The organism is Chamaesiphon minutus PCC 6605, assembly GCF_000317145.1.
GTDB classification, from domain to species: Bacteria; Cyanobacteriota; Cyanobacteriia; order Cyanobacteriales; family Chamaesiphonaceae; genus Chamaesiphon; species Chamaesiphon minutus.
In genome coordinates, this window is sequence record NC_019697.1 from 5,644,549 (window position 1) to 5,670,178 (window position 25,630).

26 protein-coding genes are annotated in these 25,630 nt (G+C 45.2%); 14 read left to right on the forward strand and 12 right to left on the reverse strand.

The genetic code is table 11. The features are described from left to right. Window positions 1-183 precede the first annotated feature (183 nt). From CHA6605_RS25780 to CHA6605_RS32065, 3 genes are all read left to right on the forward strand, one after another. Complete coding sequence (locus CHA6605_RS25780) at window positions 184-684, forward strand: DUF2808 domain-containing protein (RefSeq protein ID WP_157260111.1); 501 nt, start codon at window positions 184-186, stop codon at window positions 682-684. A 261-nt stretch (window positions 685-945) separates the two neighbouring features. After that, entirely contained in the window at window positions 946-2,214 is a 1,269-nt protein-coding gene (gene sigC, locus CHA6605_RS25785) for an RNA polymerase sigma factor SigC (RefSeq protein WP_015162311.1), read from the forward strand. A gap of 463 nt (window positions 2,215-2,677) precedes the next feature. Then, the gene (locus tag CHA6605_RS32065; RefSeq protein WP_015162312.1) at window positions 2,678-3,292 is read left to right on the forward strand and encodes a J domain-containing protein; all 615 of its coding nucleotides are present in this window, start codon (window positions 2,678-2,680) and stop codon (window positions 3,290-3,292) included. A gap of 43 nt (window positions 3,293-3,335) precedes the next feature. On the opposite strand, the gene CHA6605_RS25795 is transcribed toward CHA6605_RS32065, so the two are convergent. Beyond that, window positions 3,336-3,935: a Uma2 family endonuclease gene (locus CHA6605_RS25795; RefSeq protein WP_015162313.1), complete on the reverse strand. Its 600-nt coding sequence runs from the start codon at window positions 3,933-3,935 to the stop codon at window positions 3,336-3,338. Between the two features lie 36 nt (window positions 3,936-3,971). On the opposite strand from CHA6605_RS25795, the gene CHA6605_RS25800 reads away from it, so the two are divergent. The 4 genes from CHA6605_RS25800 (at window position 3,972) to CHA6605_RS25815 (ending at window position 8,655) form a co-directional block, all read left to right on the forward strand. Continuing rightward, window positions 3,972-4,751: an aminotransferase class IV gene (locus tag CHA6605_RS25800; RefSeq protein ID WP_015162314.1), complete on the forward strand. Its 780-nt coding sequence runs from the start codon at window positions 3,972-3,974 to the stop codon at window positions 4,749-4,751. A gap of 420 nt (window positions 4,752-5,171) precedes the next feature. Next, on the forward strand, window positions 5,172-7,019 hold the full coding sequence (gene ftsH3 / locus CHA6605_RS25805) for an ATP-dependent zinc metalloprotease FtsH3 (RefSeq protein ID WP_015162315.1): 1,848 nt from the start codon (window positions 5,172-5,174) through the stop codon (window positions 7,017-7,019). Window positions 7,020-7,264: 245 nt separating this feature from the next. Next, window positions 7,265-7,843, forward strand: coding sequence for a phosphatase PAP2 family protein (locus CHA6605_RS25810; RefSeq protein ID WP_015162316.1), 579 nt, complete (start codon window positions 7,265-7,267; stop codon window positions 7,841-7,843). Window positions 7,844-8,031: 188 nt separating this feature from the next. Further along, on the forward strand, window positions 8,032-8,655 hold the full coding sequence (locus tag CHA6605_RS25815; protein WP_015162317.1) for a CPP1-like family protein: 624 nt from the start codon (window positions 8,032-8,034) through the stop codon (window positions 8,653-8,655). A 69-nt stretch (window positions 8,656-8,724) separates the two neighbouring features. On the opposite strand, the gene CHA6605_RS25820 is transcribed toward CHA6605_RS25815, so the two are convergent. Further along, the gene (locus tag CHA6605_RS25820) at window positions 8,725-9,717 is read right to left on the reverse strand and encodes an alpha/beta fold hydrolase (protein ID WP_015162318.1); all 993 of its coding nucleotides are present in this window, start codon (window positions 9,715-9,717) and stop codon (window positions 8,725-8,727) included. Between the two features lie 159 nt (window positions 9,718-9,876). On the opposite strand from CHA6605_RS25820, the gene pgeF reads away from it, so the two are divergent. After that, a complete protein-coding gene (pgeF, locus tag CHA6605_RS25825) occupies window positions 9,877-10,656 on the forward strand; it encodes a peptidoglycan editing factor PgeF (RefSeq protein ID WP_015162319.1) in 780 nt (259 codons plus the stop codon). A gap of 216 nt (window positions 10,657-10,872) precedes the next feature. Here pgeF and moeB read toward each other — a convergent pair whose 3' ends face one another. From moeB to CHA6605_RS35890, 7 genes are all read right to left on the reverse strand, one after another. After that, window positions 10,873-12,045 (reverse strand): molybdopterin-synthase adenylyltransferase MoeB, encoded by a 1,173-nt coding sequence (gene moeB / locus CHA6605_RS25830; RefSeq protein WP_015162320.1) that lies wholly within the window; start codon window positions 12,043-12,045, stop codon window positions 10,873-10,875. Between the two features lie 455 nt (window positions 12,046-12,500). Continuing rightward, on the reverse strand, window positions 12,501-12,767 hold the full coding sequence (rpmA, locus tag CHA6605_RS25835; RefSeq protein WP_015162321.1) for a 50S ribosomal protein L27: 267 nt from the start codon (window positions 12,765-12,767) through the stop codon (window positions 12,501-12,503). 58 nt (window positions 12,768-12,825) lie between these two features. Beyond that, window positions 12,826-13,182 carry a 50S ribosomal protein L21 gene (gene rplU / locus CHA6605_RS25840; protein ID WP_015162322.1) on the reverse strand — a complete coding sequence of 119 codons (357 nt, stop codon included), beginning with the start codon at window positions 13,180-13,182 and terminating at the stop codon, window positions 12,826-12,828. A 138-nt stretch (window positions 13,183-13,320) separates the two neighbouring features. After that, the gene (locus tag CHA6605_RS25845; RefSeq protein WP_015162323.1) at window positions 13,321-13,800 is read right to left on the reverse strand and encodes a Tic20 family protein; all 480 of its coding nucleotides are present in this window, start codon (window positions 13,798-13,800) and stop codon (window positions 13,321-13,323) included. A 52-nt stretch (window positions 13,801-13,852) separates the two neighbouring features. After that, window positions 13,853-15,211 (reverse strand): PulJ/GspJ family protein, encoded by a 1,359-nt coding sequence (locus tag CHA6605_RS25850; protein ID WP_086936270.1) that lies wholly within the window; start codon window positions 15,209-15,211, stop codon window positions 13,853-13,855. Then, a complete protein-coding gene (locus CHA6605_RS25855; protein ID WP_015162325.1) occupies window positions 15,114-15,707 on the reverse strand; it encodes a type IV pilus modification PilV family protein in 594 nt (197 codons plus the stop codon). The genes CHA6605_RS25850 and CHA6605_RS25855 overlap by 98 nt, the downstream gene beginning before the upstream one ends. A gap of 100 nt (window positions 15,708-15,807) precedes the next feature. Beyond that, on the reverse strand, window positions 15,808-16,440 hold the full coding sequence (locus tag CHA6605_RS35890; RefSeq protein ID WP_015162326.1) for a pilus assembly FimT family protein: 633 nt from the start codon (window positions 16,438-16,440) through the stop codon (window positions 15,808-15,810). Window positions 16,441-16,951: 511 nt separating this feature from the next. Between CHA6605_RS35890 and CHA6605_RS32070 the strand changes: the two genes are divergently transcribed. The 6 genes from CHA6605_RS32070 (at window position 16,952) to fmt (ending at window position 22,552) form a co-directional block, all read left to right on the forward strand. Next, window positions 16,952-17,734, forward strand: a complete 783-nt coding sequence (locus tag CHA6605_RS32070; RefSeq protein ID WP_051038653.1) for a transposase — start codon at window positions 16,952-16,954, stop codon at window positions 17,732-17,734. Continuing rightward, entirely contained in the window at window positions 17,731-18,297 is a 567-nt protein-coding gene (locus tag CHA6605_RS32075) for a transposase (protein WP_051038651.1), read from the forward strand. Before CHA6605_RS32070 ends, CHA6605_RS32075 begins: the two co-directional genes overlap by 4 nt. 17 nt (window positions 18,298-18,314) lie before the next feature. Further along, a complete protein-coding gene (locus tag CHA6605_RS25870; protein WP_015162327.1) occupies window positions 18,315-19,010 on the forward strand; it encodes a C40 family peptidase in 696 nt (231 codons plus the stop codon). Window positions 19,011-19,310: 300 nt separating this feature from the next. Beyond that, a complete protein-coding gene (pedR, locus tag CHA6605_RS25875; protein WP_015162328.1) occupies window positions 19,311-19,580 on the forward strand; it encodes a photosynthetic electron transport-dependent transcriptional regulator PedR in 270 nt (89 codons plus the stop codon). A 258-nt stretch (window positions 19,581-19,838) separates the two neighbouring features. Beyond that, window positions 19,839-21,371, forward strand: coding sequence for an NAD(P)H-quinone oxidoreductase subunit N (locus CHA6605_RS25880; protein WP_015162329.1), 1,533 nt, complete (start codon window positions 19,839-19,841; stop codon window positions 21,369-21,371). 191 nt (window positions 21,372-21,562) lie between these two features. Continuing rightward, window positions 21,563-22,552: a methionyl-tRNA formyltransferase gene (gene fmt, locus CHA6605_RS25885; protein WP_015162330.1), complete on the forward strand. Its 990-nt coding sequence runs from the start codon at window positions 21,563-21,565 to the stop codon at window positions 22,550-22,552. Between the two features lie 254 nt (window positions 22,553-22,806). Here fmt and phoU read toward each other — a convergent pair whose 3' ends face one another. The 3 genes from phoU to CHA6605_RS25900 all read right to left on the reverse strand — a co-directional run bounded on the left by phoU (window position 22,807) and on the right by CHA6605_RS25900 (window position 25,628). Then, on the reverse strand, window positions 22,807-23,475 hold the full coding sequence (phoU, locus tag CHA6605_RS25890) for a phosphate signaling complex protein PhoU (protein WP_015162331.1): 669 nt from the start codon (window positions 23,473-23,475) through the stop codon (window positions 22,807-22,809). A 231-nt stretch (window positions 23,476-23,706) separates the two neighbouring features. Beyond that, window positions 23,707-25,059: a sensor histidine kinase gene (locus CHA6605_RS25895; protein ID WP_015162332.1), complete on the reverse strand. Its 1,353-nt coding sequence runs from the start codon at window positions 25,057-25,059 to the stop codon at window positions 23,707-23,709. Window positions 25,060-25,322: 263 nt separating this feature from the next. Further along, window positions 25,323-25,628, reverse strand: a complete 306-nt coding sequence (locus CHA6605_RS25900) for a DUF3143 domain-containing protein (protein ID WP_015162333.1) — start codon at window positions 25,626-25,628, stop codon at window positions 25,323-25,325. Between the last annotated feature and the right edge of the window lie 2 nt (window positions 25,629-25,630).

Sequence of the window (25,630 nt, forward strand, 5' to 3'; positions counted from 1 at the left end):
TATCGTTAGTAATATATAGAGGACATCCGCTAAGTTGCTTAATTGAGATGACAACTCCGTCGCATTTAATGAATATTGGTCACTTAGCGATCGATCGATCCTAAATTTGAGTAACATATTGTTAACGTGCGAGAATTTAGTGGAGAACACCAAATGTTCGATAGTCAGACAGCTCGAAGATTAATGTCCATTTTCGCTCTAGCCAGTTGCTCGATCGCAATTATTCCTGTTGCAGCTAGATCGCAGAGTTTACCTGGATTTACGCTATTTAGTGGTGTCGAGCAATCCGATCGACTCAGCTATCGCCTCGACTCCGGCAATCGGAGCGTGACCGATCGCTATAAGCTCGCAATTCCTGGCTCCAAAATCAATCGCTTGGGTGCAGCGCAAATTACGATCGGTTATCCAGAATATTACAAAGGTAAATTTGACGATAAGGCTGTAGAAGTAATGGTCGGTGATAAATCGATCCCCATTCAATCCGTACAGTGGGATCTAGAAGGTCGAACGATCCAAATCGATCTGGCTCAAAGAATCAAAACCAAAGGTGATATCGAAGTCGTCCTCAATAACGTTCAAAACCCCGATAGTGCTGGCATGTTTAATTTTACCTGCCAGGTAAAAAGTAGTGCAGAGTTTCCGTTGGCTCGATCCTGCGGTACCTGGATTTTGAGTCTCGATTAGAGGCTGTTGCCGCTCGGTTCGAGAATTCATAGCAGATCTTAACGACACAGACATTTTTTGTCTGTGTCGCTTTTGTTTGGATGTAGAGGGCAACATAGCCGATCTCTATACGATCGCCACAACAATCTACTTTCTTTGAAAGAAACCAGTCTATGGTGAGGGATCTGAACGAAAAGGTGGGAATGATAGGCATATGCGGTCGAACCTAAAATCTAAATTTTTTCAACTCTAAATTTTGTTGAGTACACTTAAGAACAGTCTATGCCGAGTAAATCCTTGTATAAATCAGTAGAGTACGATGAATCCGCCTCAGAGCTGGATTTGAATGGCATAGACATGGATGAAGATAGTTTGCGAACGTCTTTGCCAGAGTTGTTTGAAGAAGATCTTGATAGTACTGCCGTGCCAGCGGCTGTCAAAAATATTTACTACAGTAAAGACTTGGTGCGCTTATACCTCCAAGAAATTGGCAAAGTGCGCTTGCTACTCAGAGATGAAGAAATATCTGAAGCAAAAGTCGTCCAGAGCTACGTTCAATTGCTAGAATTGCGGACTAATGCTGCCGAACAGGTCAAGCTGGGTAAAAGTGATGACCTCGCAATCTTACAATACGTCGAAGCGGTCGAAATCCACGATCGCTTGACCGCACAATTAGGGCATCGCCCCTCCCCCGAACGGTGGGCGAGTACTGCCGGGATCGCCCTAGCCGAACTCAAGCCGAGATTGGCCGCTGGCAAACAAAGATGGGCAGAACTAGCCCAAATGACAGTTGCCGAAATCGATGCCCTTCAGTTAGCTGGTACCCGTGCCAAAGAGCACATGATTAAGGCGAATCTCCGACTAGTTGTCTCGGTTGCCAAAAAATACCAAAATCGCGGCTTGGAACTGTTGGATCTAATCCAAGAAGGTACGATGGGATTGGAGCGAGCAGTAGATAAATTCGATCCGACTAAAGGGTATCGGTTTAGCACTTATGCTTACTGGTGGATTCGTCAAGGAATTACCCGTGCGATTGCCACTCAAAGCCGAAATATCCGCCTCCCCGTACACATTACCGAAAAACTCAATAAAATTAAAAAAGTTCAGCGCGAACTGAGTATCGAAACCGGACGCCCACCCAGATTAGAGGAAGTAGCCAAGGCTCTAGATATGACACTAGTGCAATTGCAAGAAGTCTTGATGCGCGTCCCACGCTCGGTATCATTAGATGTCAAGGTGGGCAAAGATCGGGACACAGAACTGGGAGATCTGCTCGAAGCCGATGAAGTGACGCCAGAGCAAATGATGATGCGCGAGTCACTCCAGGGCGAACTGGTGCAATTACTAGCTGATTTGACCGATCGAGAGCGCGAAGTTATCTGTCTGCGATTTGGATTAGGATACAATCAGGCGCATTCTCTAGCCGATATCGGACGGGTACTAGAACTCTCCCGCGAGCGCGTCCGTCAAATTGAATCTAAAGCCCTCCAAAAACTCCGCCAACCCAAACGCCGCAACCGCGTTCGGGACTACTTAGAATCAATGAATTAAATTAATTGATAATCGATCGCTGGGTTGTTAGGGTGAGATGACATCGCCGCTCTAACAATAACCCATCTAAAAATTAGAAGTTACAAAGTCATACCATGTTTTAAGAATGGGTTAAAGATAATTCACTAATTGCTTCTACCAAATTTTGCCACTTATAATGGCTATTAAGGTAATTCTGAATCGAATATTGATATTAATGCGATTTTATCGATACTGGTCCAGATGAATTCAGCAGAATAGCCACAATCGAACCTGCAATCGTCATAAAAATTTTATAGTTAGATTGGAGAGATTTTGAGTAAGTCGTGAATACCTGATAATCTGCTCATTCGATCGTTAAGTCTCGATCCACTATTTAGCTTGAGCAAAGTAATTATACTGACGCTGTAACGAGAGACAATCGATGATAATTCGATAGCGGCGAGTGGGTTGAGATGCTAGGCCAAAGCAAAGTTTCTAGAACATGAAAAGTAATATTACTCTTGATAAATCTTATGAGTTATTTGGCTTGACTCGATCGGCCTCGATTGACGAGATTAAATCAATTTATCGTCAAATGGCCAAAGAAATTCATCCCGATCTCAATCCCAACGATGTAACTGCACTCGATCGATTTAATACTCTCAACCAAGCCTATCAACTTCTGCTCGATGCAGCCCAATCGGTAAATAATATCGATCCAGAGGCTACTGACAAAGCTACTGCGAATGAGAATATGGATGCTAGAGTCGATGGTGTCAGGATAACTTATATTGTCGATCCGCCGCTATCTCCTGAAGACTTACAGCTCAAGCAAGAAATTTTTGCAAGCTTGGAAAAAATACTTCGTCGAGGTGATTTTAGACAAGCAGTCACGACTATAGATCTATTAGTTAGAGTGATTCCTAACCGTAATGAAATAGTAAAAAAGCAATCGGAGGTGTACTTTAAATACGCACAGGAGTTAGTGAATGGCCGCAGACAACTGAATTTGGCACGTACTTATCTCAAGGAATCTGTCAAACTAAATCCTCACGATCCACAGCATTGGGAAGCTGTAAATCGGCAATTCAATCGCATCGAGCGACTTTTAAAATAAGTTATAGACACAAATAAATATCGATGCTAACGGCTACTTTTTATCAATTAGAAAATAGCTTGTTAACTTCAATACTCAGATCGGGAAATGACAGTGGTGAAATATTTCCTATCGCTAATTTAGTTTCAGATTGATAGGTATCATTGACCGATCCGCTGCCTTGTGGAATCGCCAAATCGCGAAAGACAATTAATTCGGGAATCTGTAAATTCACTACCCAATATTCTTGAATTCCAGCTTCAGCATAGACGCGTTTCTTTTTATTGACATCTTTATGCAGCGTCGAGTCGGCATATTCGATCGGCCAGAAAATGTCGGCTGGATAAGGATGGTGGTTTAAATATTGACTATTAGGCGAGCGGATAATAGCAATATCTGGCTTTGGCTCCGAGTTATTGGAGAGAGTGATGGGGTGACCCTCTCTCACTTCAGCGCGAGCTTTGAGTAAGGTTCGGAGATATTCAACTGATTCGCTACAATGAACGGAATGAGGCATTCCTTCTGGTTCCATATCGACTATGAGTCCTTCTAATAACTCCACTCGTCGTTGGGGTACATTTTCCCTTGGCGCATCGCTCAGTATCCCTGTCGCAACTAATTGGTGATATTCGGCGAGCGTCCACTTGGCAATATTTATTGTCATCGTTGAGATCCTCGAACTCTAGTTTAATTCTAACAAGTGGGCAATTTATATTGGTATTGCGGAGAACTAATTGCTGCTGACACGATCGAGTTAAAGATCGACGATCCTGGCTTATTATATGGGGCGACAGTTTTTACCACGTTTAAAACTGCTACACTCTCTACTTATCTTTACGAACTGCATTGCGATCGATTAAGATTCTCGATCGATGATTTAGATTGGTGTCAGCCTGACTGGGCAAAAGTTCGATCTGGGGTAGCGTACTTAATGCCACATTTTTCCATACTGCGAGTTACGATCTTTTTCGACGGACGAGAATTAATTACTGGACGAGAATTACCGCCTAATTTAGCCAATTGGCAACAAGAAGGGGTAACTGCAATAATTGCAGATGGGCAACTTACGCGCTCGCTCTCCCAACACAAAACAGGTAATTATTTAGCTCCCTGGTTGGCTCTCAAACAGGCAAGAAATAATAATATTCAAGAAGCAATTCTGATAAACGATCGTGGCGACTGGCTCGAAACTACCACTGGCAATCTCTGGGGGTATCGCGACGGCTGCTGGTATACTCCACCGCTAAGTGCGGGAATTTTACCAGGTATCGCTCGATCGCAAATTTTGGCAACACTCATACAGCAAAATCGTCAAGTCCTAGAGATCGAATGGACACCAGCATGGGTAAAGGATTTAGAATCGATCGGCTATAGCAATTCGGTAATCGATTTTATCCCGATTCATACTGTCATCACTCCTGTGGGTACTCTAAATTATGCAGCTTCACATCCCGCAATAGCGGAAGTTCGTAGTTTATAGGCGATCGGCTACAGTAATTCGGTAATCCACCTGTTCCCGATTCATACTGCGATCGCTCCCGTGGGTAAACTAGAATATAGAGTCCAACACCTAGACGATCGATAAAGCCAGCAAGGCTACGTCGAGATCGAAGCCAGGAGACAGGAATACCAGCGGAAACGATGAGAGTACCTACTTATACGCCTTTATACTCCAGACTCTTCACTCCAGACTCCCAACTTTAATTCAAAAAGCCCTATCAATAAAATGAGAGAAAGGTTAACATAAGTTAATAGAAAGAAAAAATACAGTAAATTGCCGATTACCTACGGCAGGCTATGCCAACGCGCGGACTGGAGGAAACAACGGTTGGCAAACGGTTAATACCAGGTACAGTCAACAGTTACCAGTCACCAAATACCAATATAGGAGAACCTTCGAGTGAATAATAAGCGGTGGAGAAATGCCGGACTATACGTCTTACTGGCAGTTGTGGCGATCGCTCTGGCAACTACCTTCTTGGAAAAGCCAGCCCCAGCCCAAAAAACATTAAAATATAGCACCTTTATCCAAGAGGTCAAGCAGGGTGATATCGAGAACGTTGGCTTGAGTGCCGATCGCTCGCGTGCTGTCGTGACGGCTAAAGATGGCACCAAAGCACTCGTCAATTTACCTCCCAACGATAACCAATTAGTCAACATTTTGACTGAAAACGTTAAGGGCAACATTTACGTTTTACCCCAGAATGATGAAAGCGTCTGGTTCCGCGTTCTGAGTAGTTTATTCTTCCCAGTATTACTGCTGGTGGGTCTATTCTTCTTGCTGCGTCGCGCCCAAAGTGGCCCTGGCAACCAAGCGATGAACTTTGGTAAATCCAAAGCCCGCGTCCAAATGGAGCCACAAACCCAAGTTACTTTTGGTGATGTTGCTGGTATCGACCAAGCGAAATTGGAACTCAATGAAGTCGTAGACTTCCTCAAAAATGCCGATCGGTTTACCGCTCTCGGTGCCAAAATTCCTAAAGGTGTCTTGTTAGTAGGCCCTCCAGGTACTGGTAAAACCCTCTTGGCTCGTGCGGTTGCAGGCGAAGCTGGCGTACCATTCTTTAGTATTTCCGGTTCGGAATTCGTCGAAATGTTCGTCGGTGTGGGTGCCTCCCGCGTCCGCGACTTGTTCGAGCAAGCCAAAGCGCAAGCTCCTTGTATCGTCTTCATTGATGAAATCGACGCAGTAGGTCGTCAACGGGGCGCAGGCTTAGGTGGCGGTAATGACGAGCGGGAACAAACCCTCAACCAATTACTGACCGAGATGGACGGATTTGAGGGCAATACGGGGATTATTATCATCGCTGCTACCAACCGTCCTGACGTACTGGATTCCGCACTATTGCGCCCAGGTCGTTTCGATCGCCAAGTTGTGGTCGATCGTCCCGATTACGCTGGTCGTCTCGAAATCCTCAACGTTCACGCTCGTGGTAAAACACTCGCCAAAGACGTCGATCTCGAACGCATTTCCCGTCGGACTCCCGGCTTTACAGGTGCAGACTTAGCCAACCTTCTCAACGAAGCGGCAATTCTCGCCGCACGTCGCAGCTTGACCGAAATCTCCATGGATGAAGTCAACGACGCGATCGATCGGGTATTGGCAGGGCCAGAGAAAAAAGACCGCGTGATGAGCGAGAAGCGCAAAACCCTCGTTGCTTATCACGAAGCTGGTCACGCTCTAGTTGGTGCCCTAATGCCCGACTACGACCCCGTTCAAAAAATCAGTATCATCCCACGCGGTAATGCTGGCGGTCTAACTTGGTTTACTCCTAGCGAAGATCGGATGGAATCTGGCCTATACAGCCGCTCCTATCTGCAAAACCAAATGGCGGTCGCTTTAGGCGGTCGGATTGCCGAAGAAATCATCTTTGGAGAAGAAGAAGTTACCACAGGTGCTTCTAATGACCTCCAACAAGTGGCTCGTGTCGCTCGCCAAATGGTAATGCGGTACGGGATGAGTGAAAAACTCGGTCCTGTCGCGCTGGGTCGTCAACAAGGCAATATGTTCCTCGGTCGCGATATCGCTTCCGAACGCGATTTCTCCGAAGAAACTGCGGCAATCGTCGATGATGAAGTCAGCCACCTAGTAGCAGAAGCCTACCGTCGGGCGAAGGATGTCTTGCTCGGTAACAAGCAGGTCTTAGACAAACTAGCCAATATGTTGGTCGATAAAGAAACTGTCGATGCTGAAGAACTTCAGGATTTACTCGCTACCAACGATGTCAAAATGGCAGCGATCGCTTAATTTAAAAGCTAACAAAGTAGCATTGCCCACCATCTAGGTTTCAGGCATTACCGATATCACACATATCGGTGCCGATTATTCGATTGAAAAAGCCCTCATTAGACTCAATAGTCAGTGAGGGCTTTTTCGTTAAAAGTAGGATGATTTCATCCTAATTTAAAAAACGATCCTGACAGATAGCTCGATCGCGATCGAGCCGACCCAAAAGGCGGTATTATGCAACAGACAACCGGATAGAGGTATTTATGTCTTGGAAACATAAGTTGGCTGCGGCAACGATCGTTTTGAGTAGCACGAGCATTACGCCGAACGTTCAAGCCCAAACGGCCAATCGCGGGTTTTCGGATTTTGTCTCCGGGGCAGGTACGATCTTATATCTGGGAGGCGGTTCGTTATTGCCACTACTTACCGATGGAGCTGATGGCGGACAACATACGCTCAGAATTCTCGATGCCGTCGGTACGAGTGCCGCATTATGTTACGGACTCAAAGAAGTCATCCGCTCGCCGCGCCCTGATAACGAACGCGAACTCGATAGTTTCCCTAGTTGTCATGCGACAACTGCCTTTGCGTTGGCACGGGTTCAAAGTCATTACCACCCCGACTATGCGATCCTCTGGTATAGCGGTGCTGCCTTAATTGGTTATTCGCGGATCGATCTCAATCGCCACCGTGCTATCGATGTTTTAGTTGGTGCGGGTTTGGGTTACTTAGTTGGTGAAATCGAACTCGGCCAAAAACGCGGTTTGTTGTTGTTTCCGCTGATTCGTCAAGACGCTCAAGGCAATACGGTCTTGGGCTTACAAGTCAAAGGTGAGTTCTAAACTAGCTAAGAGCTAGCTAAATAGTAATAAAATTGTCTAAATCGGACATTGATTACCAATTAGTGGTTAAATTTTTAGTATTCAATTTTTATCTGCCAATATTCTTAATATTTGCTGGAAAAAGTGGCAGATACTTCCAAAGCAGTCTAGAGTAAGAAGTAGTGGAGACCATCGGTCGGAGGTTGTGAATGAGTCAGCAGAATCCTTACGAGCAGCTAGGTGTAGCAGAAGATGCCACCTTTGAAGAGATTCAAGCTGCAAAACAACGTGTAATTGCCCAATTAGGTGGCGATCGACAGTTACAAGATAATATCGAAGCAGCCTATGATGCGATCTTAATGGAACGTCTCAAGCTGCGTCAGCAAGGTAAGATTAAGGTGCCAGAAGGGATTAGATTTCCGGAGAAGTTGCCCTCAGCAGCTCCTAAATTCACATCTTTATCCGTTCCAAATTCGCCAAGCTGGTTGGGGGATACTTTCGAGCGTCCGAGTCAATCGCAGCTTTTAACAACTTCTGGTGTATATACAGTGTTAGGTGGGGCGACATTAGTACCCAGTATTGCTTATAGTATGTTACCGACGATCCTCGCTTTTGGGGCTGGATTTAGCCTTTATTTTATCAATCAAAAGCAACGTCGTTTTAAGCGCGCCGTTTTGGGCACGCTTGTTGCGTTGCTCGTCGGTATCGTGGTAGCAAATTTATTAGTCAATTATGCGCATCTACCAGTAAATCAAATTGGCCTTCGCGGTGAGATTTTTGCTGGATTGTTAACTCTAATCCTCTTATGGGTGGCAAGTAGTTTCACAAAGTAACCCAAGTTAGTAACTAATTTAGGGTGAGCACAGATACCTGGCTTCTAGAAGTTAGGTATTTGGAATTCCTTAACTCGTTCTCTTCACTAAAATAGCGACAGCCGCCACAATCTTCTCTGGCTGGTCGATCCAGACAAAATGACTGCTGCGATCGGCTGAAATTTGCTGCGTATTAGTAGATAGTTGGAGCAGCGCGAGATGAATTCGATCGCGAACTCGATCTGCTGCGGATAGAGAGAATAATTTAATGCCAAATAACGGACGCAAAAAAGTTTGTGATTTAATACTAACTATCGGCAGATCGCCTAAGCGATCTGCTATTTTTAATTGACGACTGCTAGTATCTAAATTCCACATTTCTCGCCCCATTGTCAGCCAATGTCGAGCAAAATAAAATGACCTTTTGACATATTGTCGATCGAGTGCGGGAAACTTTTTAAGTTCGGGTTTAATTAACTCAAATACGCCAATTTCGCCTAATACTCTGACAATGCCTAATGCCGCACCGATCGCCACAAATCCAAAACTCAGTGTAAAAAATCCCTTGAGCAATCCGACGCTCAATGGTAGCGATAGCATCGAATCCTCATGCAAACCATCGGTCAATACTATCCCCTGCACTCGATCGGGATATCGATGGGCGTATAAACGCAAATTATAACTACCAAAAGAATCGCCCACTAAAATATACGGTGGGTGAATTTCGGCAATAGTTAATAACTCGTCCAATTCATCAATAATTTGTTGACTGTTACGCGGTTGCAACGAACTAGAACTCCAACCATATCCAGCTCGATCGTAAATACAGACTCTGGTAATTTTGGCTAGTTCATCGATTAATAAATATCCCTCTACTCCCCCTAAACTAGCATCGACGACAACCGTAACCTCTCCCGTACCGCGCAAGCAAATGTGCCTAACTCCTCGATCGTTCAGAGTTACCAATTTACCTGGCGGCAAAAGAGATCGTCGATCGCGATAACTAGCAATCTGATGGTAAATTGTAGTAGCAGCAAGGCCAATAATCTCCACGATCTGGATCGGTGACAAGCTATGAAACATACTGGATAGTGAATAGTGAATAGTGAATAGTGAATAGTGAATAGTGAATAGTTGATAGTAAACTTGAACGCAACTTTCCTGTTCTATTGTTCCCAGTCTCCCCGTCTCCCCGTCCCCTCGTCTCCCCATCTACCCATCCACCCCTACCCCCTAACCCCTATGTGGCAGTGGCAAAATTCGTCGGAATTACCCTACTTAACATGCGATTTACTCGCCGATTGGCAGCATGGCTTTTTTACCCGTCAGTTTGCCCCCCGCGAACCCCACGAACTTACGCCATTTTTAGCTGCTAATGCCAGTACCCATCGTCTCAAACAGATCCACGGCAAAATCGTCCTGACACCGAGCGAAATTGCCACTACTGCCGACATCGAAGTAGAGACGGGATATGCTCTAGGCGATGGAATTGCAACAGAAGCAGCCGTGCAAGCGGTCTGGGTGGCGAGTGCCGATTGCAATCCCATTCTGATCGCCAATCGCCACACGGGTCATGTTGCGGCGGTACATGCAGGCTGGCGCGGTACCTCCTTGAAAATTGCCACTGTCGCAGTCGAGCGATTACTGTCACAGGGTGGCAGCCTTGAAGATATTATCGTCGCGATCGGTCCCGCGATCGCAGGTGAAGTGTATCAAGTAACGGCCCAAGTCGGGTTAGAAGTATGCGCCTCGATCGACCCAGAATCGCTCACAGGCGATCTTGACACCGATTTAAAGGTTGTCATGGCAATGCCCAATTCACCTTTATTGCCGGACGGGCAAGCGGGCAGAGTACGCTTAGATGTTCGTCGGGTCAACCAGTTGCAACTCGAAGGTTTGGGTCTAGCTCCACACCAAATTGCGATCGCGCCTCACTGTACTTTTCAGGAACCGGACTATTTTTTCTCGTACCGTCGCGAAAAACTTAAGAAGATCCAATGGTCGGGCATTGTCAGTAATTAAACTTGCTCATTCGGGTTAAGAAGAGCCTGGAGACTGGAAATCGGCGGCGGGACTCGAACAAAGCAAATATCCTTAACCCGTTAGCGTAGCCTCTCCGACAGGAGCAACTTAGGTTAAACTTGCTATTTCGATCCCAACGATAAATCCCTCGATTTGTGCCATTTACAGACAGACATCGAGGGATCGATCGAGATAAATTTCTAAACTAGGCTACAACTAATACTCCAGTACTGAAGGATCTACTTCCCGACTCCAAGCCTGAATGCCACCTTTGACATTCGTGCCCTCAATTCCAGCTTCCTTGAGGATGGCTAGAGCTTTGGCCGAGCGACCGCCCATTTTACAATGAGCGATGAGACGATGACCGTTGAGAGCGGCTTTGACCTGCTCTACACCCTTACCCTGTTCGATATCTGGGAGGGGAATTAGGATCGAGCCAGGAATTTTAGCAATGTCATACTCATTGGGATTACGAACGTCAATTAAGACAAAATCGTCAGCACCACTATCGATGAGTTGTTTGAGTTCTGTTACTGTCATTTCTGCTAGCATACTTTGTTGTTCGGCTTCAGCCGCCTTCGCTTGCGGAATTCCACAAAACTGTTCGTAATCGATTAATTTCTCAATTACCGGACGGACGGGATTGGGTCGCAGTTTCAACTCGCGGAACTTCATGTCTAGGGCATTATATAACATCAAGCGACCGCTGAGCGTCGTCCCCTGACCGAGGATAATCTTGATCGTCTCCGTCGCCTGAATCACACCGATGATGCCAGGAAGAACGCCTAAAACCCCTCCTTCGGCACATGAGGGCACCATGCCTGGTGGCGGGGGTTCTGGATACAAATCGCGATAGTTTGGTCCACCCTGATAGTTAAAGACCGTCGCTTGTCCTTCAAACCGGAAAATCGACCCATATACGTTGGGCTTATCTAATAAAACGCAAGCATCATTGACTAGATAGCGCGTGGGGAAGTTATCTGTCCCATCTACGACAATATCATAAGGACGAATGATGTCTAACGCGTTCGCCGAACTCAATGCCGTCTCATAGAGGTCTACTTGACAGTAGGGATTTATTTCATGAATCCGGTTTTTCGCCGATTCAATTTTGGGTTTGCCAACCCAAGAAGTGCCATGAATGACTTGACGTTGAAGATTGGAATGGTCAACAACATCAAAATCGACAATGCCCAGGCGACCGATGCCTGCGGCAGCTAAATAGAGTAATAATGGCGAACCAAGTCCCCCCGTACCTACACAGAGTACGCTGGCGGCTTTGAGACGTTTTTGACCGTCTAAGCCCACTTCTGGGAGGATCAGATGCCGCGAATAGCGGGCATATTCTTCAGGTAGTAACTGGATTTCGTCCAGATTCGGATCGAGCATAGCTAGTTTAGTTAAAGCTGATGATTGGTGAGTTCAACAGCGATCGCCAAGAGGTGTGGTATCTAGAAACTAGCACTCCGACCGTCGCCGTTCGCGTTGGTGTCAGCATCGCCTACCGTTAAGCACGGCGGTAGATCTACCAAATCGGTCTCCATTCAGATGTCTTTAAATCGGACACTGTTTACCAGACTGATGGTTAATATTCTACCTCGTTTGCGCAGCATCTTCCCTGAAGAATAGTGTCGCGGCTCGATCGTTGTCTTCAGGGCGATTCATGGCAATTGTATCGATTCAATTTAGGCCAGCAGCATCCTAGATCTTGTCTCGATCGACCTCGATTGCCACCTTTTAAGAGATCGTCCCAACCAAACCCGCACCGTAAATCTGTGTCCCACACCATAAAGGGTATACCCGAAGGCATACCCTTTAACGATTTGTGAGTTCAAAATTTTGCCTTATGCAGCAGCCGGAGCGGGATAAACGCTAATTTTTTTACCATTTTTGCCTTTGCGCTCGAAGGTGACAACGCCATCAACCAGAGCATAAATGGTGTAGTCTTTACCCAAACCGACATTATTACCGACATGGAAAGAAGATCCCCGTTGGCGCACGATGATATTGCCAGCTTTAACTACTTCACCACCATACTTTTTAACACCCAATCTCTGGGCGTTTGAATCCCGTCCGTTTCTAGTACTACCCGTACCCTTCTTAGAAGCCATGATTACCTCGGATTATAAATAATTAAGTGTGAAAGATCGTCGATGTGGTTGCCACTAGCTAGACTGCAACAGCTTCAGCAGCCGAGGCGATAACCGCACCATTGACGCTAATAGAATCAATCATCAATCGAGTGACTTCTTGACGGTGACCGCGTTTTTTGCGAGTTTTCTTTTTAGGTTGCATTTTGTAGACAATTACCTTGCGCGCCCGATAGTGACGCATGATGGTGCCTTGAACGGTAACACCAGCAACTAGCGGTTGACCGATTTGGATGCTGCCATTATTTTCAAGCAAGAATACTTTATCGATCGAGACGGTGCTGTCTGGCTCGCCAGATAACAGTTCGATGTCATAAAAGCGACCTGGTTCGACCCGCATTTGCTTGCCACCAGTTTCGATAATTGCGTAAGTCATAGATTTAATGATGTGAAATGCCGTACGGGTAGTCTCTATTTAAGTGCTGAGACATTTGTTAGTTAGCGACCCGATCCGAGCTTAGGTATATAGACAGCCCCTTATTATGACAGATATTACTCAATCGCGTCAATAATTTTAGTAGCGATCGACTTGAATTCGTGCCGTCTCTGACAACTGCGGAATGTCTGTGTATTTACCCAATGCTGACATGATAAGGCCATAACCCGCGATCGCCAATGTGCCCAAGAACACTGTATTTAGCAATACTTGAGTTATTTGCCCCAAACCAGGAATACCTGGCAATACAGCTTGCAACAACAATCTACACAGAGAGAGCAAAATGCCAATCAGGATCGCTTGAAACACATTAAACCGAATAAAGCGACTAACCCGAGGATTGACCGCGACGCCAGCATATAGGACTAAGAACAGAATGAAACCACCAAAGCCGCTATCGAGCCTTACTAAGGGCATCAGTGGCCCGTACAATTGTTCCACGATCGGGAATTGCCCGAAGATAAATTCACCAAAAAAGTAAGCATTCACGATCGGCAGTAAATAAGCTAAACCCCCAAAAAATCTGTCTGCTACTGTCTCCGAACTTTGCCAACTCATTCGATCTACCCCCAGATCTAACTACAATACTCGTTTCTCCAGCATACCGTAATTACCTAGACAATACATTCCGTGGGAAATATTCTGCCTGAGCGCGGAGCTTAGCAAGATCGGCAGCACTAGCTGTAGCATTTTGTCCCGTACCATCATATTGAGCTTGTAAGGAGACTCTTACTCCAGCAAGCTGCTTCCAGTTCATTGCAACATCTGTACTCAATGTATTGTAGTTGAACTGACAAATATATTGGGGATTAGTAGAACTTACGGGTGGAGTGGAAGAACTAGTAGGTTGATTGGGACAATTAAAAGCACTAGCTGAAACAGTAGTAGCAGGAGAAGTAACAGTAGGAGGTGTTGGTGTCTGATTAACTGCTTGATCGAGCGCGTTTGTGTATAGTCTCGCGGAGATATTAAATTGAGAGATTTTTTTGATTAATGTTTGTCTATTTCCACCATTGATAGATAAAGTTAAGTTACCGCTATTGTCTAAGGCATAAACCCTCTCTTCAATTAAATAAATCGGACTTCCAGGCACGTAAGCTACGCTTTTACTTCTATCATCATTAGACATAGTACTTGCACCTACATCATCATTGCCGACTGAAATAAAATAATTAGTGCTAAAAGTAAGAAAATTATCGTCAGAATAATTGAAGACTCGAATACGGCCATTGCCATCAGATACAGCAGCTCTCAGTTGTTCTCGATCTGCGCTGGGAGGCGTTGGCTTAGTTGCGACACACAGATCGGTAGCTGTAATTAAATAATTTGAATTCAAATTATCAAGTTGACAGCGGTACTGACGAGTATTGATCGCAGTTTGCCATAAAACGGGCAAAGCCGCTGAGACAGGAAGGATAGCAGGTGCAGGACTCGGTGGTGCCGTGTATGTAAATATGCAACTTGGATCCGTACCTGTAACGCTATTAGCAATGATTAGCTGAGTTGGTAGTGGATTTACATTTACTGGAATTGTCTGACAAAGAGTTAATGGTTGAGGTTGTACTGACTTGCGGATGATAATTCTAGAAGATGCTTGTGAATTAAGAGTATTAGGCGCTGTGCTTGCTGTGGTATTGTTGGGATCGAGACTAAATTCGATCGCCGGAAAACTACCGTCATTAATTCCTTCACCAGCTTGTCGAATATCATTACCAATTATCTCCAAAACAGCAGACAGGTTTTGATTAGTTTCGATAGTTTTTTTGTCTTTGTTGAAGGAACTACTAGCATAAAGAAAAGCATTCATTGCTAGCCCGCCTACTATAGACATAATTATCAGACCAGCCAGTAATTCTAGTAGCGTAAATCCTTTATTGGAATTGCGTATAAGTACCTTCAAGATCGTATACTTTCGCTTCATTATGATAAACCTCAACTTTAAATTTTCGGTAATTATTAGAACAGACATTAGGATCGGCTGTGACTATCGGATTTCCCCCATACGCAGGAGTCGCAGCCAATCCTTTACAAAAAGTAACAGCTACTAGATACTGCCGTCCCATTGCCGAAGTAAGTGCAGCGGGCTGGAGAATAGGATTGGGATTTGTGGTAGCATTAACACAATTTTTGAAACTAGTTTGATTCGCTGAATTAATCCGACCAGCACCTGGTGTTATAGAAAATTCGCAACCACTTAAATTATCATTATTAAACCCGTCAGTTGATGGCAAGTCCAATATTCTTTGCGATCGGATGCTGTCAAAGACTCGCTGAGAAACAATTAAAGCACCAGTACGAATCTCGCTCTTGGAATTATTTATTTTTGCATATAAAAATAGTGGCATGGCATAAGCAAGACAAACGCCTAATGTTGTTAGGGCAATCATTGTCTCAATTAAACTAAATCCTTCTTCCGTTTTTGGAGAACTATCTGTAATTTCATTTTTATATAATTTTAGTTTCATAATAAGTTAGCTATTTAATATTTCAACAATTTATTTAGTTTAAATAATATTCGTCGTTTCACATCATTGTGTGTCTTTTACGATCGAAACATAAAGTAGATCAAAAGACAGGGTTACCCTGAGTATCAAGAGGAATTAAAGTTCCATTCCTGTCTTGAGTAGTGACGTCAACACCTCCAACTCCAGAAACACTAATTAATGCAGATGTTGCTCGATTATTAGCTTGAAAATCTTTTAAAGTTAAAGATACTGTTTGAAAGGCGATCCCGCGATTGTCAAAACAGATATCCCATTTTAAAAAGTCTGCGGCAGCAACAGCAGATCCAGCTACTTGAGGAAGCGGACTATCCGCAACACCGATCGCCTCTGGTAAATCTAAATCAAGTTGAGAAGCTGCCTGCCAACCGTTAGTCCCGCCTGTGGCTGTAACTTGACAATTTGAAGCATATTCAACGATAAAGTTGTGAGGAGTTTGTTGATATTTTTCTCCTGTATATTCGGCGGCAGTTGTATACTTGGGTCTGAGGCGATATGCCTGGTTGCTGGCGATCGCTTTGGATCGAATCAAACTGAGCTGGCTCCTAAACTGTAACGAGCCATCGCGTAAGGGTTTGTTTAATGACAACAAAGAAGGCAGCGCAAATCCAGCGATGATGCCAGCTATGGCAAGAACTGCGATCGTTTCTATCAAGGTAAAACCTTGAAAGTTAGATTTGGGCGATCGGCTCGTCACAGTTAATGGCTCCTCAATGAAGATAAAATTTTGAAATTACTGATGGCTGATGTTTCTCGGTATTGCTTCGATCGAGTCTCGAACGCGAACACTCATATGTCAGCACTATTAACATTCCCAGATAATTAGAGAAAATTACAAACAGCGACTTTTATTGGTGTAAACTTTTTGGCGGGAAAATTTGACGATCTAAATACATGTGAATCTAGAGTCGTGACCCGTTGGCGGAGCCTCTCCTGTGGAGGATCGATCGATTGTAGATGCTTTGAAGTCAATCGTAGCCTGTTTTTTTAGATGCCAATGTGACTGCGATCGCTTAGTATTTACACTTAAAATTCGTGCTTTGTTTTAAAATGTATCTCAGTAAATTTCCGGACGATCGCTCGATAAGAGCGAGATCCGATCGCGCTTGCTAGCAGCCTGTCGGAGATAAGATTTTTCGGTTAGGATCGGGAGACTACTAAGGGTAAAACGATTGGTGCGGAAATTCAAAACGGTAGATTACGAGGCAATGCTAAAACAAACAGTGAGTATCGAAGAATGCTTGCCACCAGACCATCTTGCCCGATTTGTAGTGCAAACGATCGCTCAACTCGACCTCAGTAGTATTTATAGTGCATATGGAGCCAAGGGTGGAACACCAATTGCACCAGAAATTTTGTTAGGAATGCTTGTATACGGTTACGCGACTGGAATCTTTAGTTCGCGAGGATTGGAAAAAGCGAGCTACGAATCAATGCCAGTTCGATTTATAGCTGGTAACTTACATCCAGACCATGATACGATTGCCAACTTTAGGAGTAGATTTCTAGAACAGATTAAAGAACTATTTGTACAAATATTGGAAATGGCAGTTGCAGCTAATGTATTGAAAGTTGAAGACATTAGTGTTGATGGGACAAAGATTCACGCAGATGCGTCCAAAAGTAAGGCAGTGAGCCACAAACGTTTAGAAGAAATTCAGATGCAATTACGAACGGAAGTGGAAAAATTGATAAAATTGGGTCAAAAAGCAGATGGAATTAAGATAGACAAAGAAGTCGATGTTGTTGCCGAAATTGCGCGGAGGAAGGAGCGATTAGCTCATCTTGAGAAGGCAAAACAAGAATTACATAATCGAGCGCAAGAGCAATACGAATTAGACCAGTCTAAATACGTTGAAAAAATGGCAGAACGAGCAGCATATATTGAAAAAACAGGGAAAAAGCCGAGCGGAAGGGTTCCATCACCCCCTTTTTTGCCATCACCGATCGAGCGCAATACAATTTCACCGATCCTCAATCACGGATCATGAAAAATAGTGGTAACAAAGGCTTTGACCAGCATTATAATGGTCAGATTGCGATCGAGCATCAAGCTTTATTAATTATTTCCAACACTCTATCCAATCATCCTAATGACCAACTTGATGCACTACCAACTGTCGATGCGATCGATCGTAGAGTCGGCAAGCCCAAGCGAGCAGCATTAGATACTGGCTACTTCAGCGTGACTAATATTGAGGGTTTGGAGACACGTCAAATTGAGCCATACATAGCTACCGGGCGGCATTCTCATCAGGATTATTGGCAAACTATATTGTCACAACAACCAGATCCACCAGTGGCAGCGGCAACACTGAAAGCACAGATGGCATACAAGCTGCAAACCGATGAAGGAAGAGCATTTTATCGGTTACGAAAGTGTACCGTCGAACCGATTATTGGTATTATCAAAGAAACAATAGGGTTTCGCCAGTTCTCTTTAAGAGGCTTGACCAAAGCAGCCGGAGAATGGAATCTTGTCTGCCTCGCCTACAATTTCAGACGTTTGCATCGATTAATGGGGATTAAATGTGTTTCTCCGACAGGCTGCTAGTAATATAAAAATTAACAATGAAAACGCTCGACTTATCTACTGCCAGTGAATATCGATGTCGAGTCAATCTCGATCTTTATAGCTCTCCGCTGTGTGAGGGTTTAGCGACTCAAGCTGCGGCGAACCGACATTTGCGGCTCGAATCGATCGCGCCGACAGAGCAGGCTCTTCTGGTGCGATCGTGTGAGGATGATTATCCGGCGTGGTTGAAGCTAGAGGATGTAGCTCGGCTAGAATTAACTACGGACATTTATCAGGCGGTAACGCTCGACCGATCTGCGATTGTCGCTAAGATACCTAAGGTTATCGCTTTTACCCAAGCTGCCATGCAGGTACCCAATCGCTACTTATGGGGGGGGACAGTGGCACCTAATTATGATTGTTCTGGTTTGGTGCAGGCGGCATTTAGTTCGGTAGGCATTTGGTTACCGCGCGATTCTTATCAACAGGAAGCTTTTGTCGAGCAGATTTCGATCGACGATATGTTACCTGGAGATCTAATCTTTTTTGGGACGTCAGCCAAAACCGACCATGTGGCATTGTATTTAGGTGACTTAAAATATATTCACAGTTCGGGAATTCAGATGGGTAGAAATGGGATTGGCATCGATATTTTGACCGATCTCACGGAAGATCCCGTAAGTTGCGGCTATTATAGTAAACTCCGCTGTTGTGGAAGAGTGATGCGTAGTTATATCAGCGGATCGGGCTAATTTTTGGGAGGTTTAGTCAATATCGATCGGGAATCCCTGCTGGAGCGATCGGTTATAGCTGAGATCTTCAACTACACTGTCTATAAATATGCAAACTATCGCCCCAGCCACAGCAAAATGTCGATCTCCTGACAGGAAATATCTGAAAATGATTGCGGCTGGTTGGATTGAAAGATTAGAATCGTTGGCATACTTCGATTTCGTATCGTTCGGGGAGAGACTACGCCAACGGCACGAGTAGCACCTTCGTTGAACGATCGCATCGAGGATTAGAAACAAGTAAAGTTGAGGCAGTCGATCGTGACCGAAGATGATAAGTTTCCAGCACCTGCTACACTTTCCGATCGAGAAGTAGAAATAATCGAACTGGTTACTGCTGGCTTGACTAATAAGGATATTGCCGATCGATTAGAAATTAGCAAACGTACTGTAGATAACCACATTAGTAATATTCTGGAAAAAGCAGGTGCTGGTGTCGATAATCGGGTGGCTTTAGTCCGATGGGCACTTCAATGGGGCAAAGTTTGTCTGAATGATATTAATTGTTGTGCGTTACCAGAACGGGAGTAGGTTTTAGGCTTTAGGTTTTAGGTTTTAGGCTTTAGGTTTTAGGTTTTAGGCTTTAGGCTTTAGGTTTTAGGCTTTAGGAGAAAGGACAAAGGAGAGAGGGGTAGTCCCCATTACCCATCTACCCATCTACCCATTCGTCCTTAGTCACAGCATTACGGTAAGATCGATCGAACATGCTGAGTGAGTATTCTAAAGGCGATTGGCCGCAGCAAGGGTACGCGATCGACGATGATTCAGTTCTTATCGGGTTAAATACTTATGGATTTTAATAATTTAGTTACCCAGCTCAATGCGGGGGCAATTTTGCCAGAAGGCATCGTCCTAACTACACTGCTGGTAGTTCTAGTTGGAGACTTAATTCTGGGGCGCAGTGTTGCCCGCAACCTCTCCTATTTTGCTGTAGGCGGCTTAGTTTGCGCGATTGTCGCTCTAGTCTTGCAGTGGGATAATCCCCAGCCAGTAGCGTTTATTGGTGCGTATAGTAGCGATCCACTGAGTGTAGTGTTTCGGGCAATTGTCGTGCTATCGGCTGCTGTGACAATTCTGATGTCGATTCGTTATGTCGAGCAGACGGGAACTGCGCTAGCTGAATTCGTGGCAATTTTATTGACAGCGACTTTGGGGGGAATGTTTCTCGCTGGAGCTACCGAGCTAGTGACGATTTTCGTGTCGTTGGAAACCCTGAGTATCTCATCGTATCTGATGACTGGGTACATGAAACGCGATCCGCGATCGAATGAAGCCGCCTTAAAATATCTATTGATTGGGGCGTCTAGTTCGGCGGTATTTTTGTACGGTGTATCTTTACTGTACGGTTTGTCTGGCGGGGAAACGACACTGGAGGCGATCGCGACGGGCATTGCTGCTGCTAGTGGTAGTCTATCGTTAGGCTTGGTTGTATCTCTGGTATTCGTAATTGCAGGAATCGCTTTTAAAATTTCGGCGGTACCCTTTCACCAGTGGACGCCAGATGTTTATGAAGGTTCGCCAACTCCAGTAGTTGCCTTTTTGTCTGTCGGTTCCAAAGCGGCTGGCTTCGCGCTGGCAATTCGCTTATTAGTTACCGCCTTCCCACAAGTTATCGAGCAGTGGCATTTTGTGTTTACCGCACTGGCGATTTTAAGTATGGTGTTGGGAAATGTCGTCGCCCTAGCGCAGACGAGTATGAAGCGGATGTTAGGATATTCCTCGATCGCTCAAGCTGGATTTGTGATGATTGGGATGGTTATCGGTACCGAGACTGGTTATGCGAGCATGGTATTTTACCTATTCGTCTATCTATTCATGAACTTGGGTGCTTTTGCCTGCGTAATCTTATTTACACTCCGGACGGGTACCGATCGCATTAGCGATTATGCTGGTCTATATCAAAAAGATCCATTCCTTACTCTGTCACTAAGTATTTGCTTGCTGTCGCTCGGCGGAATTCCACCCTTGGCTGGATTCTTCGGCAAAATCTACATTTTTTGGGCTGGTTGGAAGGCTGGTGCTTATGGTTTAGTCTTACTCGCACTGGTAACTAGCGTCGTCTCCATTTACTACTACCTCCGCGTCGTCAAGATGATGGTAGTCAAAGAACCCAATGAAATGTCGGATGTCGTCAAAAACTATCCAGTTACTAATTGGAATCTCCCTGGAATGCGCTCGCTGCAAGTTGCTACTCTAGCAGGATTGATCGCGACATCCCTCGCAGGGATACTTTCCAATCCCCTATTTACGATCGCGAATGACTCTGTAAGCAACACGCCGATGTTGCAAGCTAGTTTACAGCGACAAGTGGCTGTGAAGTAGGCTTTAGGCTTTAGGATTGAAAAATTAGGAGAGCGAGATGTTTAGATTTTAACTCTTCCTATCTCCTCAACTAAAAGCAACGCAACTGCCAACTCTTCACCTACCATCTAAAGCCTAACCCCTAGCACCTAAAACCTAACATCTAAAACCTAAAACCTAAAACCTAAAGCCTAACCCCTAACCCCTAACTTATGCGAATCGTCTTCTTCGGTACTCCTCAATTTGCCATTCCTACGCTGGAAAAACTTTTGGCAGAGCCACAATTTCAGGTGTTGGGGGTGGTGACGCAGCCGGATAAGAGTCGTGGCAGGGGGAATAAATTATCGCCATCGCCGATTAAGGAGTTGGCGGTGGCGCATCATTTGCCAATTTGGCAGCCCGCACGGATCAAAAAAGATCCCGAAACGATCGAGGCTTTACGCCAAGTGGGGGCAGATTTATTTGTAGTAGTGGCTTACGGGCAGATTTTATCTCAAGAAATTCTCGATCTTCCGAAGCTTGGCTGTATCAATGTCCACGGCTCGTTGTTGCCTGCATATCGCGGTGCGGCACCGATCCAACGTTGTCTGACAGATGGGGTGAGAGTAACGGGAATTACCACGATGTTGATGGATGCGGGGATGGATACGGGGGCGATGTTGCTCAAGTACGAAACTCCAGTCAGTCTGTGGGATAATGCCGATCGATTGGCTGCTAAATTAGCGATCGAGGGTGCTAATTTACTGGTGGAGACAATTTATACCCTCGATCGGATCGTACCGACGCCACAGGAGCACGCAGCGGCCACTGCGGCACCACCGATTCAGAAATCAGAATACACGATCGACTGGACTCGAGCGCACTTAGAGATTCACAATCGAGTGCGCGGCTTTTACCCCAACTGTGTAACGAGTTTTCGCGAGCAGCCGCTGAAAATTTTGGCAACAGTCCCACTCGGAATCGATTTCCAGGCAGACTTACCCCTAGAAATGCAGAAGTTATTACCAGAAATCGAGACTCTAGATCTCAGTAACAGCGGATCGGGTACGGTCGTCAAAATTGCCAAAGGTTTGGGGCCGATCGTCCAAACTGGTTCTGGCTGCCTCCTCTTGCAAGAAGTTCAGCCCCCAGGCAAACGCCCTCAATCTGGCACAGATTTAGTTAATGGGACTAGATTAGCTATAGGAGAGATATTGGGGTAGAGGGGTGGACTGTACCACCGGAGGATGGGTGGATGAGTAATGGATGGGTAAGAGAACAATTATTGCTCTCTAGTCACCCCCTCTCCCCAACTCCCTGTCTTGTCTTAACGAGCTTTGGAGGTTTCCTCCAAAGCTCGTCGCTGTCTTGTCTCGCATCATCCGGGAAGAAACCTCTCGGATTATGCGAGCCGCTAACTGAAGCACCTGCTCCTCCACTCTGCGCGTGATTTCAGTCCCAACTCCCTGCTCCTTGCCTATTCCATCTGTCGCGATCCGGTGACGATAAAAGTTACTCGATATGCAATATTAGTGGCATGGTCGGCCATGCGTTCGAGATGGCGGATGGTGAGGGCAAGGAGAATAGTTGGCTCTACAGAACCTTGAAGATTTCCTTGAGTGGCTAAAGTTTGGTAAATTTCGTCGTAGGCTCGATCGACTTCATCGTCGAGTTTGTGGATGGTGGGGCCAGCCGTACCATCGAGATTGCTGAGGGCAGCTAAACTAGCCTCTAGCATGGCTCTGGCATGATGTGACATCTGTTCGATCGCAGGCAAACAGGGGTGTGCTGAATAGGGAAATAATTTCAGGGAAATTTCGCTGATATCTTTGGCATAATCGCCAATTCGCTCCAAATCTCGCACCATTTGCATGAACGCACTCAGCCGCCGTAAATCTTGGGCAGCAGGCGATGCAATTGCCATTAGTTCGGCACATTCGACCTCAATTTCATGATAAAACCGATCGATTTTGAGATCGATTTGAGATATTTGTTCGGCAGCAGCGATCTCGCGCTGAAATAAAGAGCTATGTGCCAGTCGAAAGGACTGTTCTACCAATGCTCCCATCAGGAGCAGATCTTGCTCGAGCCGACGACTGCGATGCTTAGATTGTTTAGATTCATTCAATGAATATGAAATAGTCACTTTTTAAATTTAGAAGATTATATTAAATTCGGGTCTAGCGAATATAAATAATTGGGTTTAGCCCCATTTTAACGATTGTAGTTCGTATATAAATGTTGCAATAGTCACTATTATTATAAATTTGATGATGGATTTGGTAATAAAGCAGGGAACGGGGAGATAAATTTATGGCAAAAGTGGCGATCGTCGATCGGATTGACGTTGCCATAAATTAAGCTAAGATGCCACTACTTATGATGTCGATCGACTTTGGGGTAAAGTGATGTGGAACCAAGCTCCGCCTGTTGTGGGATGATTGTTGGCAACGATCGTACCTTTGTGGGCGAGAATAATCTGACGGACGATCGCCAATCCTAAGCCACTGCCTGTAGTGTGCGAATTGCTGAGGCTCTTGTCACTAGGTAGACGTTGGCGAGAGAGATCGCCTCGATATAACCGATCGAAAATATACGGCAGATCTTTAGGACTAAAACCAGCACCATCATCATAGAGATCTATTTCTACGCGATTTATGGCTTCATCGTTGCTGTCTTCAGTAAGTTGCTCTGCTGCTAATAATTGAATATCGACCCAAATATGTCCGCGATCGGGACAATATTTAAGACTATTATCGAATAAATTAATTGCTACTTGGGTAAATCGATCGAGATCGAGATCCAGAATAACTTGAGTTGGCCCACGCTGGATAAATTGAACATCGCGCTGCTGGGCAATCGGTTCTAATGTATTCCAGACATCGTGGAGCAGTTGCACTAAATCTACTCGTGTCAATCGCAAATATTCAGTAGCAGAAGTTTCTAGCTGGCTAAGTTCTAAAAAATGTTGAATGAGATCGATCGATCGATTAGTTTCTTGTAATATGCGGTCTGTCCAGCGCGTCAGATCGGGCGTTACTTTAGATTGTAATGTTTCGGCAAGTAGATGGATGACAGTTAAAGGCGTGCGAATCTCGTGAGCCAGATCTCCCAACCAACGTTCCCGCGCGGCGGCTGTCTCTACCCGCTCCTGTTGGCTCTCGATAAAAACACCGATGACTCCATCAGCTAGTGGCATACTACGTGCTTTGAGCCAAATCGTTGGCGGAGCCTCTCCTGTTGAGAATCGCGAATTTACCGATTCATGATAACCAAAGTGAAACTGCCAGATTAACTCATTCGCAACCTGCGTCGATCTGGTTTTTTCGATGAAGCGAGCGAGTTCGTAAGAACGAACTAGTTCTAATAATAATCTTGCCCGCACCGAATGCCACTTTTGAATCTGAAGTAAGTTTTGGGCTGTCTGATTGCACCACAGCACTTGATTTTCGGCATCTACTTGTAAATAACCGATCGGTGCTTCTTGCAGCACAGATTGCCAGCTAAATAACTGTTCTTGGAGTTGCTGTTGTTGCTGCTTACTGATGCTAGCTCGGCGGCGCAATTGCGATAGCATCGGCAACGAAATATCTTCACGATAATCGGCAGGTTGCATTACCTTGAGCACTTCTGATAACTGCTGCCTGAGTTGAGATTCGCGCCAGAAATAACAACCACTAGCACCAACCAACAATCCCACAATTGCGGCGATGAAGATGGTTAGAGACATGGGTAAATGATGGATAAATAATTACACCGATGTACTGAGTCACTGTTTGGGTACTGTAGTTTCGATCTGTATTCTCATGACTCGATCTAGCTACATTTTTTGAGTCTTATCGATCGATTTGCGCTGGTGCCGCTAGTAGCCTATTCGCTCAGCAGCAATCTTGGCACAGATTAGTTCGGGGAACAATAGAACGAGAGTCGAGATAATACGTTCGCAATTTATATTGTATGTCGCTCCGCTCGCTTTGAATGGATCTTAGGAAATTAAGGGCCTGCAAACACCGCATTTTCGATATCTTGACGGCTGAGGGAATATTTAAAAGTGCGAAAGATGCTGCGATCGCCCGATCCCCTGACATTATCTGCGCTCGCACTATCGTTTGTCGGATGATATCGAACTGTGAGTTCTTCGATATCTAGGCACACTTCAGCACGCCAATCGGGTTTGGTAATATGCCAGCAGTGCAATTCGCTCTCATCTTGCTGGCAACCCATTGAGGTCAACCACTGTTCGATTTCGGGGAGCGGATGATTGTAAAGCGGAGTGTCATCGGTCGGAAGTAGGGTCATGG

Excerpts from the sequence above, each read along its gene's own strand:
- CHA6605_RS25780 (WP_157260111.1), top strand. The coding sequence starts at position 184 with ATGTCCATTTTCGCTCTAGCCAGTTGCTCGATCGCAATTATTCCTGTT.
- sigC (WP_015162311.1), top strand. The coding sequence starts at position 946 with ATGCCGAGTAAATCCTTGTATAAATCAGTAGAGTACGATGAATCCGCC.
- CHA6605_RS32065 (WP_015162312.1), top strand. The coding sequence starts at position 2,678 with ATGAAAAGTAATATTACTCTTGATAAATCTTATGAGTTATTTGGCTTG.
- CHA6605_RS25795 (WP_015162313.1), bottom strand. The coding sequence starts at position 3,935 with ATGACAATAAATATTGCCAAGTGGACGCTCGCCGAATATCACCAATTA.
- CHA6605_RS25810 (WP_015162316.1), top strand. The coding sequence starts at position 7,265 with ATGTCTTGGAAACATAAGTTGGCTGCGGCAACGATCGTTTTGAGTAGC.
- CHA6605_RS25815 (WP_015162317.1), top strand. The coding sequence starts at position 8,032 with ATGAGTCAGCAGAATCCTTACGAGCAGCTAGGTGTAGCAGAAGATGCC.
- CHA6605_RS25820 (WP_015162318.1), bottom strand. The coding sequence starts at position 9,717 with ATGTTTCATAGCTTGTCACCGATCCAGATCGTGGAGATTATTGGCCTT.
- pgeF (WP_015162319.1), top strand. The coding sequence starts at position 9,877 with ATGTGGCAGTGGCAAAATTCGTCGGAATTACCCTACTTAACATGCGAT.
- moeB (WP_015162320.1), bottom strand. The coding sequence starts at position 12,045 with ATGCTCGATCCGAATCTGGACGAAATCCAGTTACTACCTGAAGAATAT.
- rpmA (WP_015162321.1), bottom strand. The coding sequence starts at position 12,767 with ATGGCTTCTAAGAAGGGTACGGGTAGTACTAGAAACGGACGGGATTCA.
- rplU (WP_015162322.1), bottom strand. The coding sequence starts at position 13,182 with ATGACTTACGCAATTATCGAAACTGGTGGCAAGCAAATGCGGGTCGAA.
- CHA6605_RS25845 (WP_015162323.1), bottom strand. The coding sequence starts at position 13,800 with ATGAGTTGGCAAAGTTCGGAGACAGTAGCAGACAGATTTTTTGGGGGT.
- CHA6605_RS25850 (WP_086936270.1), bottom strand. The coding sequence starts at position 15,211 with ATGTCTGTTCTAATAATTACCGAAAATTTAAAGTTGAGGTTTATCATA.
- CHA6605_RS25855 (WP_015162325.1), bottom strand. The coding sequence starts at position 15,707 with ATGAAACTAAAATTATATAAAAATGAAATTACAGATAGTTCTCCAAAA.
- CHA6605_RS32070 (WP_051038653.1), top strand. The coding sequence starts at position 16,952 with ATGCTAAAACAAACAGTGAGTATCGAAGAATGCTTGCCACCAGACCAT.
- CHA6605_RS32075 (WP_051038651.1), top strand. The coding sequence starts at position 17,731 with ATGAAAAATAGTGGTAACAAAGGCTTTGACCAGCATTATAATGGTCAG.
- CHA6605_RS25870 (WP_015162327.1), top strand. The coding sequence starts at position 18,315 with ATGAAAACGCTCGACTTATCTACTGCCAGTGAATATCGATGTCGAGTC.
- CHA6605_RS25880 (WP_015162329.1), top strand. The coding sequence starts at position 19,839 with ATGGATTTTAATAATTTAGTTACCCAGCTCAATGCGGGGGCAATTTTG.
- fmt (WP_015162330.1), top strand. The coding sequence starts at position 21,563 with ATGCGAATCGTCTTCTTCGGTACTCCTCAATTTGCCATTCCTACGCTG.
- CHA6605_RS25895 (WP_015162332.1), bottom strand. The coding sequence starts at position 25,059 with ATGTCTCTAACCATCTTCATCGCCGCAATTGTGGGATTGTTGGTTGGT.
- CHA6605_RS25900 (WP_015162333.1), bottom strand. The coding sequence starts at position 25,628 with ATGACCCTACTTCCGACCGATGACACTCCGCTTTACAATCATCCGCTC.